17 protein-coding genes are annotated in these 17,527 nt (G+C 71.6%); 14 read left to right on the top strand and 3 right to left on the bottom strand.

Annotated elements, in window-relative coordinates; translation table 11 throughout:
* The first annotated feature begins 19 nt into the window (after positions 1–19).
* Positions 20–526, top strand: coding sequence for a DinB family protein (locus tag AB0F52_RS28095; protein ID WP_360177236.1), 507 nt, complete (start codon positions 20–22; stop codon positions 524–526).
* On the opposite strand, the gene AB0F52_RS28090 is transcribed toward AB0F52_RS28095, so the two are convergent.
* Both AB0F52_RS28090 and AB0F52_RS28085 read right to left on the bottom strand, forming a co-directional pair.
* Positions 513–1,274 (bottom strand): DUF1295 domain-containing protein, encoded by a 762-nt coding sequence (locus AB0F52_RS28090; RefSeq protein ID WP_360177233.1) that lies wholly within the window; start codon positions 1,272–1,274, stop codon positions 513–515. The two genes, AB0F52_RS28095 and AB0F52_RS28090, sit on opposite strands and share 14 nt — an antisense overlap.
* Positions 1,275–1,276: 2 nt before the next feature.
* Positions 1,277–2,539 (bottom strand): cyclopropane-fatty-acyl-phospholipid synthase family protein, encoded by a 1,263-nt coding sequence (locus tag AB0F52_RS28085; RefSeq protein ID WP_360177230.1) that lies wholly within the window; start codon positions 2,537–2,539, stop codon positions 1,277–1,279.
* A gap of 82 nt (positions 2,540–2,621) precedes the next feature.
* Between AB0F52_RS28085 and AB0F52_RS28080 the strand changes: the two genes are divergently transcribed.
* From AB0F52_RS28080 to AB0F52_RS28030, 11 genes are all read left to right on the top strand, one after another.
* A complete protein-coding gene (locus tag AB0F52_RS28080; RefSeq protein WP_360177227.1) occupies positions 2,622–3,890 on the top strand; it encodes an FAD-dependent oxidoreductase in 1,269 nt (422 codons plus the stop codon).
* Entirely contained in the window at positions 3,884–4,618 is a 735-nt protein-coding gene (locus AB0F52_RS28075) for a DUF1365 domain-containing protein (protein ID WP_360177224.1), read from the top strand. The genes AB0F52_RS28080 and AB0F52_RS28075 overlap by 7 nt, the downstream gene beginning before the upstream one ends.
* Complete coding sequence (gene sigK / locus AB0F52_RS28070; protein ID WP_360177221.1) at positions 4,611–5,225, top strand: ECF RNA polymerase sigma factor SigK; 615 nt, start codon at positions 4,611–4,613, stop codon at positions 5,223–5,225. The genes AB0F52_RS28075 and sigK overlap by 8 nt, the downstream gene beginning before the upstream one ends.
* A gap of 11 nt (positions 5,226–5,236) precedes the next feature.
* Positions 5,237–5,992, top strand: coding sequence for an anti-sigma factor (locus AB0F52_RS28065; protein ID WP_360177545.1), 756 nt, complete (start codon positions 5,237–5,239; stop codon positions 5,990–5,992).
* Between the two features lie 242 nt (positions 5,993–6,234).
* A complete protein-coding gene (gene ftsZ, locus AB0F52_RS28060) occupies positions 6,235–7,542 on the top strand; it encodes a cell division protein FtsZ (RefSeq protein ID WP_360177219.1) in 1,308 nt (435 codons plus the stop codon).
* 75 nt (positions 7,543–7,617) lie between these two features.
* Positions 7,618–8,322, top strand: a complete 705-nt coding sequence (pgeF, locus tag AB0F52_RS28055; RefSeq protein WP_360177542.1) for a peptidoglycan editing factor PgeF — start codon at positions 7,618–7,620, stop codon at positions 8,320–8,322.
* The gene (locus tag AB0F52_RS28050; protein WP_360177217.1) at positions 8,319–9,038 is read left to right on the top strand and encodes a YggS family pyridoxal phosphate-dependent enzyme; all 720 of its coding nucleotides are present in this window, start codon (positions 8,319–8,321) and stop codon (positions 9,036–9,038) included. Before pgeF ends, AB0F52_RS28050 begins: the two co-directional genes overlap by 4 nt.
* Positions 9,039–9,136: 98 nt before the next feature.
* Positions 9,137–9,739: a cell division protein SepF gene (gene sepF / locus AB0F52_RS28045; RefSeq protein ID WP_093947567.1), complete on the top strand. Its 603-nt coding sequence runs from the start codon at positions 9,137–9,139 to the stop codon at positions 9,737–9,739.
* 115 nt (positions 9,740–9,854) lie between these two features.
* The gene (locus AB0F52_RS28040; protein ID WP_013224824.1) at positions 9,855–10,130 is read left to right on the top strand and encodes a YggT family protein; all 276 of its coding nucleotides are present in this window, start codon (positions 9,855–9,857) and stop codon (positions 10,128–10,130) included.
* A 52-nt stretch (positions 10,131–10,182) separates the two neighbouring features.
* Complete coding sequence (locus AB0F52_RS28035) at positions 10,183–11,037, top strand: DivIVA domain-containing protein (protein WP_360177213.1); 855 nt, start codon at positions 10,183–10,185, stop codon at positions 11,035–11,037.
* Positions 11,038–11,161: 124 nt separating this feature from the next.
* On the top strand, positions 11,162–11,767 hold the full coding sequence (locus tag AB0F52_RS28030) for a hypothetical protein (RefSeq protein WP_360177210.1): 606 nt from the start codon (positions 11,162–11,164) through the stop codon (positions 11,765–11,767).
* 213 nt (positions 11,768–11,980) lie between these two features.
* Here AB0F52_RS28030 and AB0F52_RS28025 read toward each other — a convergent pair whose 3' ends face one another.
* Positions 11,981–12,718, bottom strand: coding sequence for a metalloregulator ArsR/SmtB family transcription factor (locus AB0F52_RS28025; RefSeq protein ID WP_360177207.1), 738 nt, complete (start codon positions 12,716–12,718; stop codon positions 11,981–11,983).
* A 65-nt stretch (positions 12,719–12,783) separates the two neighbouring features.
* Here AB0F52_RS28025 and AB0F52_RS28020 point away from each other — a divergent pair, with 65 nt between their 5' ends.
* Positions 12,784–14,088 (top strand): MFS transporter, encoded by a 1,305-nt coding sequence (locus tag AB0F52_RS28020; protein ID WP_360177204.1) that lies wholly within the window; start codon positions 12,784–12,786, stop codon positions 14,086–14,088.
* 237 nt (positions 14,089–14,325) lie between these two features.
* Positions 14,326–17,484: an isoleucine--tRNA ligase gene (ileS, locus tag AB0F52_RS28015; protein ID WP_360177201.1), complete on the top strand. Its 3,159-nt coding sequence runs from the start codon at positions 14,326–14,328 to the stop codon at positions 17,482–17,484.
* Positions 17,485–17,527 lie beyond the last annotated feature (43 nt).

Below are 17,527 nucleotides of genomic sequence, written 5' to 3'. Positions count from 1 at the left end.
GCCTGGCAGACTCCCGGCCATGACCGAACGACCCCAGCGCCCCGAAGTCCCGCTCACCGGTGGCGAGCGGGAAATCCTCACCAGCCTGCTCGACTACCACCGCGCCACCGTCGCGTGGAAGGCCGGCGGCCTCACCGAAGACCAGGCCCGCCAGGTGCACCTGCCGAGCGAGCTGACGACCGTCGCCGGCCTGGTCGCGCACCTCACGCTCGACGAGTGGTTCTGGTTCGGCGTGGTCGTCGACGGCGAGGAGGACACCTGGGAGGAGCGCCTGAAGGAAGACCCGGACGCGGAGTTCCGCGTCCCGCCGGACACCGAGCTCGAAACCCTCCTCGCGGACTACGAGAAGCAGTGCGCCCGCAGCCGCCAAATCACTGCCGCTCACGATCTGGACGATCGGGTGACGCACAAGGACGAGACCTTCAACGTCCGCTGGGTCCTCACGCACATGATCGAGGAGACCGCGCGGCACGTCGGCCACCTCGACGTGCTGCGCGAGCTGACCGACGGTCTCACCGGGGAATGACCTTCTTCGGCGGCAACGGGAAGAACCCGCTGGTGCGCTCGACGTAGTGCGCGTACGCCGGGCGCGTGCGCGCCATTCCCTTCTCCAGCATGGGTTTGCCCGTTCCGCGGGCCAGGGTGAACGTCATCGCGACGGGGGAGAGGATCGTCAGCGCGCCCGGCCACGTCGAACAGGCCAGCAGGTAGAGGCCCCACCACACGCACGCGTCGCCGAAGTAGTTCGGGTGCCGCGTGTAGCGCCACAAGCCCGTGTCCAGCACCTTGCCCTTCGACGCCGGGTCGGCCTTGAACCGGCGCAGCTGGTCGTCGCCGATCGTCTCGAACGCGAAACCCACCAGCCACACCGCGACCCCGAGCCAGCCGAGGACGCCGATGCCCGTGCCGTCCACGGCAAACTGCACCGGCAGCGACACGAAGTACAGGACGACGGCCTGGAACAGGTACACGCGCAGGAACATCTTCAGCGGCCCGTGGCCCATCCGCGCGTACCGCGGGTCCTCCGGCAGCTTGTGGTTGCGCAGGTGCAGGTGCACCGAGAGCCGCACACCCCAGACGACCGTCAGGAGCACCACCACGAGCCGCAGCGGCAGCGGGCCGTCGCCGAACGGGAAGGCGGCGAGCGCGACGATCGCGAACCCGAGCCCCCAGAACGTGTCGATCGTGTCGTACCGCCGGCGCGCCCGCGCGATCCCGAAGGTCACGGTCACCGCCACGAGCGTGACGACGGCCGTGACGAGCAGCGGGGGCATCTTCACCACTCCCGCGTGGCCGGCAGGCCGGAGCCGCCGTGCCGGTCGGGTCGCACGGCCAGGATCTGGTCCACGCCCATCCGGTTCTCCTCGAACGCCAGCGCCCCGCCCACCAGGTACAGGCGCCAGACCCGCGCGCCCGTCTCGCCGATGAGCGCGACGACGTCGGCCCAGTTCTCCTCCAGGGTGGCGGCCCAGGCCCGGACCGTCCAGACGTAGTGCTCGCGCAGCGCCTGCACGTCCCGCACCTCGAGCCCGGCCGTCTCCAGGTGGTCGATGGTCCGCCCGACCGGGCGCATCGTCATGTCCGGCGCGATGTACCGCTCGATGAACGCCCCGCCGCCCGGGGCGACGTGCCCCCGGGACATCTGCTGCAGCAGCACGCGCCCGCCCGGCTTCACCACGCGGTGCAGCGTCGCCGCGTACGCCGGGTAGTTGACCTCGCCGACGTGCTCGCCCATCTCGATCGACGCGACCGCGTCGAACGGCGCGTCCGGCAGCTCCCGGTAGTCCTGGCGGCGCACCTCGACGCGGTCTTCGAGGTCGTGCTGGGCGAGCCGGCCGCGGATGTGCTGCAGCTGCTCGGCCGAGAGCGTGATGCCGACGGCCTCGACACCGTGGTGCTTGGCCGCGTGGACGAGCAGCGAGCCCCAGCCGCAGCCGACGTCGAGCAGCCGCATGCCCGGCCGCAGCCCCAGCTTGCGGCAGATCAGCTCCAGCTTGTCGTGCTGCGCCTGTTCGAGGCTTTGGGACTTGGACGTGAAGTACGCGCACGAGTACGCCATCGACTCGTCCATCAGCAGCTGGTAGAAGGCGTTGCTCAGGTCGTAGTGGTGGGCGATGGCGGAGCGGTCGCGCAGCAGGCTGTGCAGCTTCCCGGACAGCCGCGCCTCTTCGGCGGGCGGTTTCGGCGGGAGCCCGGCGACGCCGAGCCGGGCCGCCAGCCGGACGGCTTCGGCCCACTCGCGCGGTCCCAGCTTGGCCCGGTTGAGCCCACCCGTGCGGGTGAGGGCCCAGATCCGGCGGAAGCCGTCCGCCAGATCTCCTTCGACGTCGAGGTCGCCGGTGACGTAGGCGCGGGCGAGCCCCAGCTCGCCGGGCGCGTAGAGCAGGCGGCGCAGGGCACGGCGGTTGCGGAGCACGAGGGCCGGTGCGTTTTCTGGGCCGGCCCGGGTCCCGTCCCAGGTCCGGAGGCCCACGGGCAGCGGGCCGCCGAGGAGTTTCGCGGCGAACGAGGCGAGGCGGTGCGCGGTGGTGTGCGGCATGACCGGGATTCGCTCTCCCCGCCGCGGTGGATTGGTCGCCCGGCCGGGCAATCCGGGCGGGCCGCGGTCCCGAAGGACCGGTGTGGAGATCACCGGAGAACGCATCGGCGTCATCGGCAGCGGGGTGGCCGGGCTGACCGCGGCATACCTGCTGCAACGCAAGTACGAAGTGCTGCTGTTCGAGGCCGACGACCGGCTGGGCGGGCACGCGCACACGCACGACGTGCCGAGCACCCTCGGCGGCACCGTCGGCGTGGACTCCGGCTTCATCGTCCACAACGAGCGCACCTACCCGACCCTGCTCAAGCTGTTCGGCGAGCTCGGGGTGGCCACGCGCGACACCGAGATGTCGATGAGCATCCGCTGCGACGGCTGCGGCCTGCAGTACGCCGGCGCCAAGGGCGTGAGCGGCCTGTTCGCCCAGCGCGCCAACGCCGTCCGCGGCCGGTACCTGCGGATGCTGACCGAGGTGAAGCGGTTCCACCGGCACGCGAAGCGGCTGCTGGCGGCGAAGGACGCCGGCGACGTCACGCTCGGCGCGTTCCTCGCCATCGGCGGCTACACCCGCTACTTCGTCGACCACTTCATGCTGCCGCTGGTGTCCACCGTGTGGTCGGCCGACCGCGCCGACACCCTCCGGTACCCGGCGCGGTACCTGTTCGAATTCCTCCGCAACCACGGCATGCTCTCGGTGCAGGACTCGCCGGCCTGGCGGACCGTCGTGGGCGGCTCGCGCGAGTACGTCGAGCTCGCGGCGAAGCAGCTGACGGCGGTGCACCTGTCGACGCCGGTGCGGTCGGTGCTGCGGACCGCCGGCGGCGTCGAGATCCGCGACGACGCCGACACCCCGCACCGCGTCGACAAGGTCGTCGTCGCCACCCACGCCGACCAGGCCCTGTCGCTGCTCGCCAACCCGACCGCCGCCGAGCGCGAGGTGCTCGGCGCGTTCCGCTACTCCGAGAACGAGGCCTGGCTGCACACCGACACGAGCGTGCTGCCTTCGCTGCCCCGCGCCCGGGCCGGCTGGAACTACCGCGCGCCCGCCTGCGGCGCGCCCACCGGCGCGGTCCAGGTCAGCTACGACATGAACCGCCTGATGCGCCTCGACGAGCCGACCGGCTACGTCGTCACGCTCAACCCCGGCGACGGCCCCCGGGCCGAGCACCTGGTCGCGCGGATGCGGTACGAGCACCCGGTCTACACGCCGGAATCCGTTGCCGCGCAACGACGGCTGGCCGGGCTCAACGACGGCGTGCTCGCGTACGCGGGCGCCTACCACGGCTGGGGCTTCCACGAAGACGGCTGCGCTTCCGGCGCCCGCGCCGCGGAAAGCCTGGGGGTGACGTGGTGACGAACGCGCTCTACGACGCCACGGTCGCGCACGTGCGGCGGATCGACCCGCCGCACGCCTTCACCCACCGCGTTTACCTGTGGCGGGTGGACCTGGCCGACCTGCCGCGGCTGCCGTGGTGGCTGCGGCCGTTCGCCCGGTTCGACCCCCGCGACCACTTCGCGGCCGGCGACCCGCGCGGCATCCGGGAGAAGCTGGACGCCTGGCTCGCCGAGCGCGGGGTCGACCTGCGCGGCGGCCGGGTCGAGATGCTGGCCGCCGCCCGCGTGCTCGGGTACGCGTTCAACCCGATCAGCGTCTACTGGTGCCACGATCCGGCGGGCCGGCCGGCGTGCGTCGTCGCCGAGGTGCACAACACCTACGGCGGCCGCCACGCCTACCTGCTGCACCCGGACGAGGCCGGCCGCGCCCGCGCGGCCAAGGCGTTCTACGTCTCGCCGTTCCAGGAGATGGACGGCGAATACCGGATGCGCCTCCCGCACCCGGAAGCGCTGCTCGACCTCACCGTGGCGTTGCGCCGCGGGACGGCCACGCCGCTGGTCGCTACGCTGCGGGGAGTTCGCCGCCCGGTGAACCCGCGGTGGCTGGCCCGGCTGGTCCTGGCCCGGCCGCTGCTCCCGCAGCGGGTGTCCGCGCTGATCCGCCGCCACGGCGTCGCGCTGTGGCTGCGGAAGGCCGCGGTCGTGCCGCGCACCCCGCAGAACGCCGGAGGACAGCTGCATGGATGAGCCGGCCCGCCCGCGCCGGATGGCGCCGGTGCCCTCGGAGGTTTCGGCCGGTCCCACAGTGCCGTCCCCGGAGGAGCTCATGATCCGCGTCGCCAAGGGCGACGAGCGGGCCTTCGAGCTGCTCTACGACCAGTTCTCCGGGCCGATCTACGGGCTCGTCCGGCGGATCGTGCGCGACGCGGCCCAGTCCGAAGAGGTCGCCCAAGAGGTGCTCATCGAGCTGTGGCGCACCGCCACGCGGTACGCGCCGGACAAGGGCTCGGCGCTCAACTGGGCGATGACGCTGGCGCACCGCCGCGCCGTCGACCGTGTCCGCTCGGCGCGCGCGAGCACCGAGCGCGAGCAGAAGGCGACCTTCGAGGCCGCCCGCGGCCGCCCGTTCGACGAGGTCGCCGAGTCCGTCACCGCGCGGCTCGAACGCTCCCAGGTGCGCCGGTGCCTGTCCTTCCTGACCGACCTGCAGCGCGAGTCCGTGCTGCTCGCCTACTACCAGGGCTATACGTATCGCGAGGTGGCCGAAGTGCTGTCGACGCCGCAAGGAACCGTCAAGACGCGGCTGCGGGACGGGCTGATCCGCCTGCGGGACTGCCTGGGGGTGACCGCTTGAGCACGCCGGAGATGCACACCCTGGCCGGCGCCTTCGCGCTCGACGCCGTCAACGACGTCGAACGCGCGGAGTTCGCCCGCCACCTCGAGCAGTGCGAGTCGTGCACGCAGGAGGTCGCCGAGCTGCGGGCGACGGCGGCCCGGCTGGGCGCGGCGATGGCCGAAGAGCCGCCGCCGGGGTTCAAGGACCGCGTCATGACCGCCATGCACGCCACCCGGCAGCTGCCGCCGCGCACCCGGCCCGGCGCCCCGGAGCGGCACCGCCGCTCGGCGCGGGTCCCGCGCTGGGCGGTCGTCGTGTCGGCCGCGGCGGCCGTCGTGGGGCTCGCCGCGGGCGGGGTGTTCGGCGGGATCGCGCTCACCCAGCAGCAGGAGCTGCAGGCCGCGCAGAGCCGGCTCGACCAGGCGAAACAGCAGTTCGCGCCGGTGGCGGCGCTGCTCGCGGCACCGGACGCGAAGACCGCGCACGGCGAGGCACCGATCGGCGGCGGCGTCACGGTCGTCCTGTCGCGCTCGCTGAACCGGGTGATGGTGATGGACGCGGGCCTGCCGTCGCAGCCGGGCGGGAAGGTCTACGAAGCCTGGCTGATCACCGGCGCGGCCGCGCCGCGCCCGGCCGGGGTGATCGCGGCGGCGGACCAGGGCGGCCTGGTCGTGGCGGACGGCGTCGCCGGCGCCGACAAGGTGGCGGTGAGCGTCGAACCGGCCGGTGGATCGGCCACCGGAGCACCCACGGAAGTCCTCATGAGCATGCCCGTTCCCGCCTGATCCGACGGCCATACCAGATCGGGCCGAAGGGGTGCTCACGGCCCGTCGCTCTTGCGCGCTCGAACGTGTTGTGGCAAAACACCTTTGCGACACACGGCGTGCCTACTGGATTAGAGCCTGCCTGGTGCCTACCGTCCTGCCTAACGTCGGCGGTTGACATAACTCTCGATCTGGGGTTGAGGTTGAGGGTTGATCACCGGCGACGGGCTGTACGGGCACAACGATCAGGAAGGCGGACTTCGATGACGCCCCCGCACAACTACCTTGCGGTGATCAAGGTGGTCGGCATCGGCGGTGGCGGCGTGAACGCCGTGAACCGCATGATCGAGGTCGGCCTCAAGGGTGTCGAGTTCATCGCGGTGAACACCGACGCCCAGGCACTGCTCATGTCCGACGCCGACGTCAAGCTGGACATCGGCCGCGAGCTGACCCGCGGCCTCGGCGCGGGCGCCGCCCCCGAGGTCGGCCAGAAGGCCGCCGAAGACCACCGCGAAGAGATCGAAGAGGTCATCAAGGGCGCCGACATGGTGTTCGTGACCGCCGGTGAAGGCGGCGGCACGGGAACCGGTGGCGCCCCGGTCGTGGCGCAGATCGCCCGCAAGCTGGGCGCGCTGACCATCGGCGTCGTGACCCGCCCGTTCACCTTCGAGGGCAAGCGGCGCGGCAAGCAGGCCGAAGACGGCATCCAGTCGCTGCGCAACGAGTGCGACACGCTCATCGTGATCCCGAACGACCGGTTGCTGCAGCTCGGCGACATCGGCGTCTCGCTGATGGACGCGTTCCGCTCCGCGGACGAGGTGCTCCTGTCCGGTGTGCAGGGCATCACCGACCTGATCACCACGCCGGGCCTGATCAACCTGGACTTCGCCGACGTCAAGAGCGTCATGTCCGGTGCGGGCTCCGCCCTGATGGGTATAGGGAGCGCACGCGGTGAAGGCAGAGCCATCCAGGCCGCGGAGAAGGCGATCAACTCGCCGCTCCTCGAGGCCTCCATGGATGGTGCGCACGGCGCACTGCTTTCGATCGCGGGTGGTTCGGATCTGGGCCTGTTCGAGATCAACGAGGCCGCGTCGCTGGTCCAGGAGTCCGCGCACCCGGACGCGAACATCATCTTCGGCACGATCATCGACGACTCCCTCGGCGACGAGGTCCGCGTCACGGTGATCGCCGCCGGGTTCGACGCCGGCGCGCCGACGCACAAGAAGCTCGACCCGTCGACCTTCGGCTCCGGCTCGCGTTCGTCCGGGACCACCGCGTCGGCTTCGGCCGGCCAGGTCTCGAACCAGCAGTCGCCGCCGTCGGGGGCCACGCCGGTGCCGTCCGCGGGCAGCTCCGGCTACCCGGTGGCGCCGCCGCGGTCGCACTCGCCGCTGCCGTCGGCCGGCGGCAACCAGCCGTCCGGCGGGCTCCCGCAGCCCGGCGGCGGTTCGCGCGGCTACTCGCCGCTCGGCTCCAACGCGACCCAGGGCAGCCTGCCCGGGCGCGCGATGCCGGTGCACGACGACCCGTCGGACGACGAGGTCGACGTCCCGCCGTTCATGCGGCGCTAGCCACCACCTCTGAAGGCCATCACCCGCGAACTAGAGTCGGGGGTGATGGCCTTCAGTGACGTCCAGGAGGATTTCGTGCGGGTTCGGCGAGTGGTGACGACCAGGGCGGGCGGTGCGTCGCGGCCGCCCTACGACACCTTCAACCTGGGTGACCACGTCGGTGACGACGAGGGCAACGTCTTCGCCAACCGCAAGCGCCTGGCCGCCGAGCTGGGGCTGGCCGAGGACAAGCTGGCCTGGATGGAGCAGGTCCACGGCCGCACGGCGACCATCGTCGACGGTTCGGAGTCCCGCGCGGCGGAGGCGACCGACGCCCTGGTGACCGCGACCCCGGGTGTCGCGCTCGTGGTGCTCGTCGCGGACTGCGTGCCGATCCTGCTGGCCGACGCCGAGGCCGGGGTGGTCGCGGCGGTGCACGCCGGGCGCGTCGGCACGCGGGTCGGGGTCGTCCCGGCCGCCGTCGGCGCCATGCAAGAGGTGGGTGCCGAGCCGCACCGGATCGAGGCCCTGCTCGGCCCGGCCATCTGCGGCGACTGCTACGAGGTGCCGGCCGCCATGGCCGCCGACGTCGAGAAACACGTCCCCGGCAGCGCCTGCAAGACCCGCAAGGGCACCCCCGGCCTCGACCTGCGCGCCGGGCTCTGGCGGCAGCTCGCCGACCTGGGTGTCGGCAAGGTCGGCGTCGACCCGCGCTGCACGAACGAGGACAAGACGCTGTTCAGCTACCGCCGCGACGGGACGACCGGGCGGATCGCGGGCATCACCTGGGTCGAGGCATGACCTCCCGGAAGGCCGAGCTGGCCGAGAACCTGGCCGAGGTCGAAGAGCGGATCGCCGCCGCTTGCCGCGCGGCCGGGCGCCCGCGGGACGAGGTCAAGCTGATCGCGATCACGAAGACCTTCCCCGCGTCCGACGTCGCGCTGCTGGCCGAGCTCGGCGTGACCGACGTCGGCGAGAACCGCGACCAGGAAGCCGGGCCGAAAGCCGCCGAGCTGCTCCCCGGATCGGCACTGCGGTGGCACATGGTGGGCCGGCTGCAGCGGAACAAGGCGCGGTCCGTGGTCGGGTGGGCGCACGAGGTGCAGTCGGTCGACTCCGGGCGGCTCGCCGACGCGCTCGCCAAGGCGGTGCACACCGAGCGTTACAGCGGTAAACGTGAGGAACCCCTCGACGTGCTGATCCAGGCCAGCCTCGACGACGACCCCGAGCGCGGCGGCTGCCCGCTCGCCGAGCTGCCCGCGCTCGCCGACCGCATCGCGCGGTCCGGAGAGCTGCGGCTTCGCGGCCTGATGGCCGTCGCGCCGCTGGGTGCGGACCCGGCCGCCGCCTTCGAACGGCTCGCTCGCGCGGGGGAGGCCCTCCGAAAAGATCACCCGAATGCCGCAGACGTCTCCGCCGGGATGAGCCATGATCTCGAACAGGCGATCACGCACGGCTCGACCTGTGTGCGTGTCGGAACCGCGTTGCTCGGTGGACGCGGTTTAGCCTCGCCGTAGGGAGCTCGCGCGGTCGTCACGTTTCGTGGCCGCCCGTGCGGGGCACTGACGGCGTGGAGATCGAGTCAGTGCGGGAGCGGCTAGGGCTAGGGAGAGGCATGAGCGCGCTGCAGAAGCTGAAGGCCTACTTCGGGATGGTGCCCGCTGATGACGACGGCTACGACGTCGAAGACGATTACCGGCGCGGCTACGCGGACGACGACTACGACTCCTACGAGGAGCCGGCACCGCGGTCGTCCCGCTCACGGTACCGCGACGTCGACGACACGTACGACGAGCCTGTCAGCCGCAGCCGGTCACGCTCCGTGCCCAGCTCCGAGCCCGCTGTCCACGGCGCGCTCGCCATGGACCGGCAGCCGGAACCCGTGGCCCGGCTTCGACCGGTCACCGAGCCGGTCGTGCGCCAGCCGGTGCGTGATCCGTTGAGCCGCATCACCACATTGCACCCGACCAGTTACGCGGAGGCGCGGGCGATCGGGGAGCACTACCGCGAGGGCATCCCGGTGATCATGAACCTCACCGAGATGGAGAACGCGGACGCGAAGCGGCTCGTCGACTTCGCCGCCGGGCTGGCGTTCGCGCTCAGAGGGTCGATGGACAAGGTCACCAACAAGGTGTTCCTTCTCTCACCGCCCGATGTGGACGTCACCGCGGAAGACCGCCGGCGGATTGCCGAGGGTGGATTGTTTTTGCGGGGCTGAAGTCGCCGGGACCGCTGAGCGCAAGCAGACGTGACTTTGCCGACCCGAGGCGAGGTCGGCCCCCTCAACTGCGTCTTCGGAGAGGACGCCCGGTTAGAGTAGGTACGTGGAAGCTGTGTGGCTGGTCGTCTGGTACGTGCTGTTCGCCTTCTGGCTGCTGCTGACGGCGCGGATCGTGGTCGAACTCGTCCGGACCTTCGCGCGTGAGTGGCATCCGGCCGGAGGGGTTGCGGTCACGCTCGAGACCATCTACACAGTGACGGACCCGCCGGTTCGTCTGTTCAGACGAATCATTCCGATGGTTCGAATCGGCGGCGTCGGACTGGACTTGTCGATTATGGTGCTGCTGTTGGTTGTGTTCTTCGCGATGCAACTGGCGACTCCAAGTTGATCGGGGAAACTTGGGTGGACCCTGCAGGCCATGGAGTGCGTGAGGTGATCTGATGTCGTTGACCCCCGCTGACGTGCATAACGTTGCGTTCAGCAAGCCGCCCATCGGCAAGAGGGGCTACAACGAGGACGAGGTGGACGCGTTCCTCGACCTGGTGGAGACCGAGCTGGCCCGCTTGATCGAAGACAACAACGAGCTGCGCCAGCAGATGGAGCAGCTCGACGCCGAGCTCGAGTCGACTCGGAGCGAGCTCGACAGCGCCAAATCCGCTCCCCCGATGCGTGAAGAGCCGTCGCGCCGGCTGGCCCCGGTGCCGCCGCCGCAGTCGGCCATGGAGCAGACCCAGGCGCACTCGACGCACTCGATGGTCGGGGACAGCACGGAGCCGAACGTGCAGGCCGCCAAGGTCCTGGGCCTGGCCCAGGAGATGGCCGACCGGCTGACCGCCGAGGCGAAGACCGAGTCCGACGGGATGCTGGCCGAGGCCCGCACCAAGTCCGAGCAGCTGCTTTCGGACGCCCGGGCGAAGTCCGACTCGATGGTCAACGAGGCCCGCACCCGCGTCGACACGATGCTGAACGACGCGCGGACCCGTGCCGAGACTCTGGAGCGCCAGGCGCGCGACAAGGCGACCACGCTGGAGCGCGAGTCCCAGCGGAAGTACACCGAGACGATGAACAGCCTGAACTCCGAGAAGAGCGGGCTGGGCAAGAAGATCGAAGAGCTGCGCACGATCGAGCGGGAGTACCGCACGAGGCTGCGCGGGTTCCTCGAGTCCCAGCTGCGCGAGCTCGACGACCGCGGTTCCGCGGCCCCCGCGTCGGCGTCGTCGAACTCCGGGCAGTCGTCCGGTTCGACGAGCGGCGGCCAGGGCTACTCCTTCGGCCCGCGGGCCGAAGCCGGCTGAGTTTCCGTTCCGCGTCCACCCCGCCGGCCCCCGCCGGTGGGGTGGACCACGGTTCGGAGTCGATCCGGTACCACACGTGGGCGGGTCGTGGTCCGCTCCCGGGCGGTTCGTGCTGTAATTCAGCGTGCTTTACATCGTGCTGGTCCTGGTACTGGCGGCTCTGGGGTTGCTCGTCACCGCGCTGATCACGGCTTCTTCGCTGTGGGCGTGGGTTTCCATCGGCCTGTCCGTGCTGGCCGGGCTGCTCCTGGTCGCCGACTGGCTGCGCCGCCGTCGCCGATCCGCCGCGCCTCCGGCCCCGGCCGCCGCTCCGGCCACTCCGGCCGTTTCCCCGCCGGAGGCCGAGGTGCCCGAGGCGCCCGAGTCACCGGCCGAAGAAGAACAAACCACCCTGATCCCGGCCGCCGGCGACCTGGGCGACCCGGCCGACACGCCCGACGCACCCGAACCCGAGCCGGCCGAAGAGGCCGACGCTTCAGCCGAGACCGAAACGAAGCCCGATTCCGACCCGGGAGTGGAAGAGACCCCGGAGGCCGACGTCGCGGTCCTGGCCGACCTAGAGGACGAGGTCGTGGTCGTCGACGAGCACCCCCGCTACCACCTCGGCACGTGCCCCTGGCTCGGCACCCGCGACACGATCCCGATCGGCGTGGGCGAGGCCCGCCAGCTCGGCTTCACCCCCTGCGACCGCTGCCGCCCCGACGCCACCCTGGTCGCCGCCCACCGCTGACCGTGTCGACCCCCTAATCACGCGAGATGCCCCCCTGATCACGCGAGATGCCTCTCCAATCACGCGAGATGCCCCGCCAGCCGCGCGAGTCACGGCCCTGATCACCCGAGTTCCGGCCTCCATCACGCGAGATCCGGGGTTCGAGCGCCTGCCGGAACGGACGACACGCGTGCCTGGAGGGACGACACGCGTGATTGAAGGGACGACACGGCGTCAGGCGGCCAGGCCGAGGTGAGTCTCCAGGGCTTGGGAGCCTTCCGGGGTGAGGCGGAGTGCGCGGTGGGCCTGGGCTCGCCGCCGGACCCAGCCCGCGTCGAGGAACCGGGCCGCCACCGCCGCGCCCAGCGCGCCCGCCAGGTGGTGCCGCTGCTCGCTCCAGTCGACGCAGAACTTCAGCAGCGGACGCCGTCCGGCGGCGACGGCCGCCAGGTCCACGCCCAGTGAGCCGAACACCGGAACAGCCGCCGGACCCAGCGTGTACGGGTGTTCGCGCAGCGGAGCCGAAATCCGGTCACCCGGCCGCCTTCGCGTATCGCCAGGTCCGGTCAACGCGCCGCGCGCCAGCAACGCCGACGTCACCGCCACCCCGAGCCGGCCAGCGAGGTGGTCGTAGCACGTCCGGGCCGTCCGCAGCGCCTCCGCCCGCGTCCCCTCGCGCAACGACGTCACCGGCTGGGACGGCGAACACCGCGCCAGCGTCTCCAGCAGCTCGGCGGTGTCCGGGCCGGCCAGCCGGTAGAACCGGTGGCGCCCCGACTTCTCGGCGACGACCAGGCCCGCCGCCCGCAGCTTCGCCAGGTGCGCGCTGACGCCCGGCGCGGACAGCCGCGCTTCGGCGGCCAGCACCGACGCCGCCAGCGCCCGGCCGTCGGCGAGCGCGAGCAGCACGCGTACCCGGGCCGGGTCCGCGAACAGCGCGGCCGTGCGCGCGATGTCGGCGTCGCCTTCCACGCCTCCCAGGATGCCCCCGCGACACTTCCACCCAAACGGAAGTGTCCGCGCGGTCCACTGGGGACGTGCTCCTGTTCACCATGTGCGCCGGGATGTTCCTCGTCCAGCTGGACGTCACGGTCGTCAACGTCGCCCTGCCCGCCATCGGCACCGGCCTGCACGCCGGCCTCGCGGCGCATCAGTGGGTGGTCGACGGCTACGCGGTCGTCCTGGCCGCCTTCCTGCTCACCGGCGGCGCGCTCGGCGACGTCTTCGGTCACCGCCGGGTCGTCCTCGCGGGCTTCGCGCTGTTCGGCACGGCGTCGGCCGCCTGCGGGCTCGCCGGGTCGGCGCCGTGGCTCGTCGCCGCCCGCGCCGGCCAGGGCCTGGGCGCCGCGTTGCTGCTGCCCGGCACCCTCGCCGTGATCACGAACGCCTACCCGGGACGCACCGAGCGGGCACGGGCCCTCGGCCTCTGGGCCGGGGTGTCGGCGCTGGCCCTGGCGGCGGGCCCGGTGCTCGGCGGCGCCGTGGTCACCGCGGTGGGCTGGCAGCCGGTCTTCTGGCTCAACGTCCCCGTCGTCCTGGCAGCGGCCTTCGCGACAGCGCGGCTCGTCCCGCGCGGCGAGCGCACATCCGGACGGCGGATCGACGTCGCCGGCGTCGCCACGGCGGTGCCGGCCCTCGGTGCCGGGGTGTACGCGGTCATCGAGCGGGACCTCCTGGCCGGGATCGTGGCGGCCGGAGCGCTCGCGGCGTTCGCGGTCGTGGAACGCCGGGTGGCGGATCCGATGCTGCCGCCGGACGTCGTCCGCCGGACGCTCGGCCCGAACTTCGTCGCGGCGGCGATGAACTTCACCGGCATCGGCGCGATCCTCGTCCTGACGCTGTACCTGCAGGGCGTCCGGCACGCGAGTCCGCTCGAAGCCGGGCTCGAGGTGCTGCCGCTGTTCGGCCCGCTCTCGCTGCTGGCTCCCGTCGCGGGCCGGCTCACCGGCCGCTTCGGCCCCCGCCCGCTCATGGTGACCGGCTTGGCTCTGGGCGCACTCGGAATGCTGAACCTGGTGCTGCTCAACGAAAACAGCGGCTACCCGGCCCTGCTGCCGACCCTGCTCGGCCTCGGGATCGGGATGGGCCTGCTGACGACGGCGGTGGTGACGGCCGCGGTCGGCGGCATCCCGCCGGAGCGCGCGGGCGTGGCCAGCGGCGTCAACAACACCGCCCGCCAAGCCGGCGGCGCGCTCGGGGTGGCGGTGCTCGGCACCGTCGTGGCCGGCCCGTTCGTCACCGGTCTGCACGAGGTGGGCCTGATCGCGGGCACGCTCTGGCTGGTCGCGATCGTCGTGACCGTATGTGCCCCTCGTGACAACCCGGTTGCGCGGGCCGGTTAACCTGGTAGGCAACACGGCGTCGATCCGGCCATCACCGGGGAGCCTCCGGAAGAACCGAGCTTCACCGCTCTCAGTAGAACCGGACGGGTTCGGCCCGTGACAGCCGTCGAACGAAGTGGCCTGCGCGAGCAGGCAAGCGGGGTGGTACCGCGGAACGCCGAGGCGTCTCGTCCCCGTGTGGGTGACCGGTGCGAAGCCGGTCGTCCGTACGCGAGCGACGAACCGAGGAGCACCCGGATGTACCCCCAGGCCCAGCTTGGCGACGGCGCAGGAGTCCCGTCGCAGCCGTCGTTCCCCGCACTGGAGAAGCAGGTCCTCGCCTACTGGGAGAGCGACCGGACCTTCCAGGCGACGATCGACGCGCGCCCGGCCGGCGAAAAGGGCGAAAACGAGTACGTCTTCTACGACGGCCCGCCCTTCGCCAACGGCCTGCCGCACTACGGCCACCTGCTCACCGGGTACGTCAAGGACCTGGTGCCGCGCTACCAGACGATGAAGGGCCGCAAGGTCGAGCGCCGCTTCGGCTGGGACACCCACGGGCTGCCCGCCGAGCTCGAAGCGATGCGCCAGCTCGGCATCACCGAGACGTCCGAGATCGAAGAGATGGGCATCGCGAAGTTCAACGCGGCTTCGCAGGAGTCCGTCCTCCGCTACACCGACGAGTGGCGCGAGTACGTCACCCGCCAGGCCCGCTGGGTCGACTTCGACAACGACTACAAGACCCTCGACGTCACCTACATGGAGTCGGTGCTGTGGGCGTTCAAACGCCTGTGGGACAAGGGACTCGTCTACGAGGGCTACCGCGTCCTGCCGTACTGCTGGCGCGACGCGACGCCGCTGTCCAACCACGAGCTGGGCATGGACTCCGACGTCTACCGCAACCGCCAGGACCCGGCCGTCACGGTCGGTTTCCGCTTGCAGGGCAACGACAATGACCTGGACGGCAGCTACCTGCTGATCTGGACGACGACGCCGTGGACGCTGCCGTCGAACCTCGCCACCGCCGTGCACCCCGAAGTGCAGTACGTCGTCGTGGAGAGCGAGGGCAAGCGGTTCCTGCTCGCCGAAGCGCGGGTGGCCGCGTACGCGCGTGAACTCGGCGAAGAGCCGACGGTCGTCGCGCGCTACACCGGCACGCAGCTGCTCGGAACCCGTTACGCGCCACCGTTCCCGTACTTCACCGGCACCGAGAACGCCCACCAGGTGCTGGCCGCCGACTACGTCACCACCGACGACGGCACCGGGATCGTCCACATCGCCCCGGCCTACGGTGCCGACGACAAGGTCGTCACCGACGCCGCCGGCATCCCGCCGGTCACGCCGGTCGACGCGCACGGCAAGTTCGACGCGACCGTGCCGGACTACGAGGGCCTGCAGGTCTTCGACGCCAACCCGAACATCGTGCGGGACCTCAAGAACGGCACCGGATCCGCGGCGCAGCAGGGCGCCGTCCTGCTGCGGCACGAGACCTACGACCACAGCTACCCGCACTGCTGGCGCTGCCGGAACCCGCTGATCTACCGCGCGGTCTCGTCGTGGTTCGTCGCGGTGACGCAGTTCAAGGACCGGATGGTCGAGCTCAACCAGCAGATCACCTGGTACCCGGAGAACGTCAAGGACGGCCAGTTCGGGAAGTGGCTGGAGAACGCCATCGACTGGTCGATCTCCCGCAACCGGTACTTCGGCACGCCGATCCCGGTGTGGCAGTCCGACGACCCGGCGTACCCGCGCACCGACGTCTACGGCTCGCTCGACGAGCTCGAGGCCGACTTCGGCGTGCGGCTGGACAACCTGCACCGGCCCTACATCGACGACCTGACCCGGCCGAACCCGGACGACCCGACCGGCCGGTCGACGATGCGCCGCGTCCCGGACGTCCTCGACGTCTGGTTCGACTCGGGCTCGATGCCGTACGCCCAGGTGCACTACCCGTTCGAGAACGCCGAGTGGTTCGAGCACCACTACCCGAGCGACTTCATCGTCGAGTACATCGGGCAGACCCGCGGCTGGTTCTACCTGCTGCACGTGCTGGCCACGGCGCTGTTCGACCGGCCGGCGTTCCGAACCTGCGTCGCGCACGGCATCGTGCTGGGCTCCGACGGCGCGAAGATGTCCAAGTCGCTGCGCAACTACCCGGACGTCAACGAGGTGCTCGAGCGCGACGGCTCCGACGCCATGCGCTGGTACCTGATGGCGAGCCCGATCCTGCGCGGCGGCAACCTCGTCGTCACCGACAAGGGCATCCGCGACGCCGTCCGCCAGGCCGTGCTGCCGCTGTGGAACTCGTACTACTTCCTCGCGCTGTACGCGAACGCGGAAGGCGTCGAAGGCCAGTGGCGCACGGACTCGCCGAACGTGCTCGACCGGTACGTCCTGGCGAAGACGCACGAGCTGGTCACCGACGTCGAGTACGCGATGGACCACTACGACGTCGCGGGCGCGTGCCAGACCGTCCGGGACTTCCTCGAGGTCCTGACGAACTGGTACGTGCGCCGCTCGCGCGACCGCTTCTGGGCGGGCGACAAGGACGCGATCGACACGCTGCACACCGTGCTGGAGGTGACTTCGCGGGTCGCGGCGCCGCTGCTGCCGCTGACCACCGAGGTCGTCTGGCGCGGGCTCACCGGCGGCCGTTCGGTGCACCTGACCGACTGGCCGAACGCGAACGACCTGCCCGCGGACGCGGCGCTGGTGACGGCGATGGACCGGGTGCGGCAGGTGGCGTCCTCGGCGCTGTCGCTGCGGAAGGCCAACAAGCTGCGCGTGCGGCTGCCGCTGTCGTCGCTGGTCGTGGCGGCCGACGATGCCGAGACGATGGGCGCCTTCGCCGACATCCTGCGGGACGAGGTGAACGTCAAGGCGGTCGAGCTGACCACCGACGTCGCCGCGCACGGCGGGTTCGAGGTCGCGGTGAACGCCCGCGCCGCCGGCCCGCGCCTGGGCAAGGACGTCCAGACGGTGATCAAGGCCGTCAAGGCGGGGGACTGGTCGTTCCAGGGCGGCGCCGTGGTCGCGGCCGGGATCGCCCTGCAGGAGGGCGAGTTCGAACGCCGGCTGGTCGCCAAGGGCGGCGGCGCGGCGGCGGAGCTGCCCGGCGGGTCCGGGCTGGTCCTGGTCGACACCGAGGTGACGCCGGAGCTGGCGGCCGAGGGCCTGGTCCGCGACCTGGTCCGGGTCGTGCAGCAGGCCCGCCGGGACGCCGGGCTCGACGTCGCCGACCGGATCGCGCTGACCATCGACGCGCCCGCCGACGTCGTGGCCGCGGCCCGGACGCACGAGGAGTTCCTGGCCTCGGAGACGCTGGCGACGTCGGTGACCCACGGCCCGGTGGCCGAGGGCTTCGCCGGCACGGTCGGCGACGGCACGAAGGTCACCGTGGCGGTGGCGAAAGCATGATTGCCGCGGGTGGCCGGTAGGGTGCAGACTCGACCGGCCACCC

The sequence above is a fragment of the Amycolatopsis sp. NPDC024027 genome, assembly GCF_040638975.1.
Classification (GTDB): Bacteria; Actinomycetota; Actinomycetes; order Mycobacteriales; family Pseudonocardiaceae; genus Amycolatopsis.
Note: the sequence above shows the minus strand (reverse complement) of the source record. Positions and strands in the feature narration are given on the sequence as shown.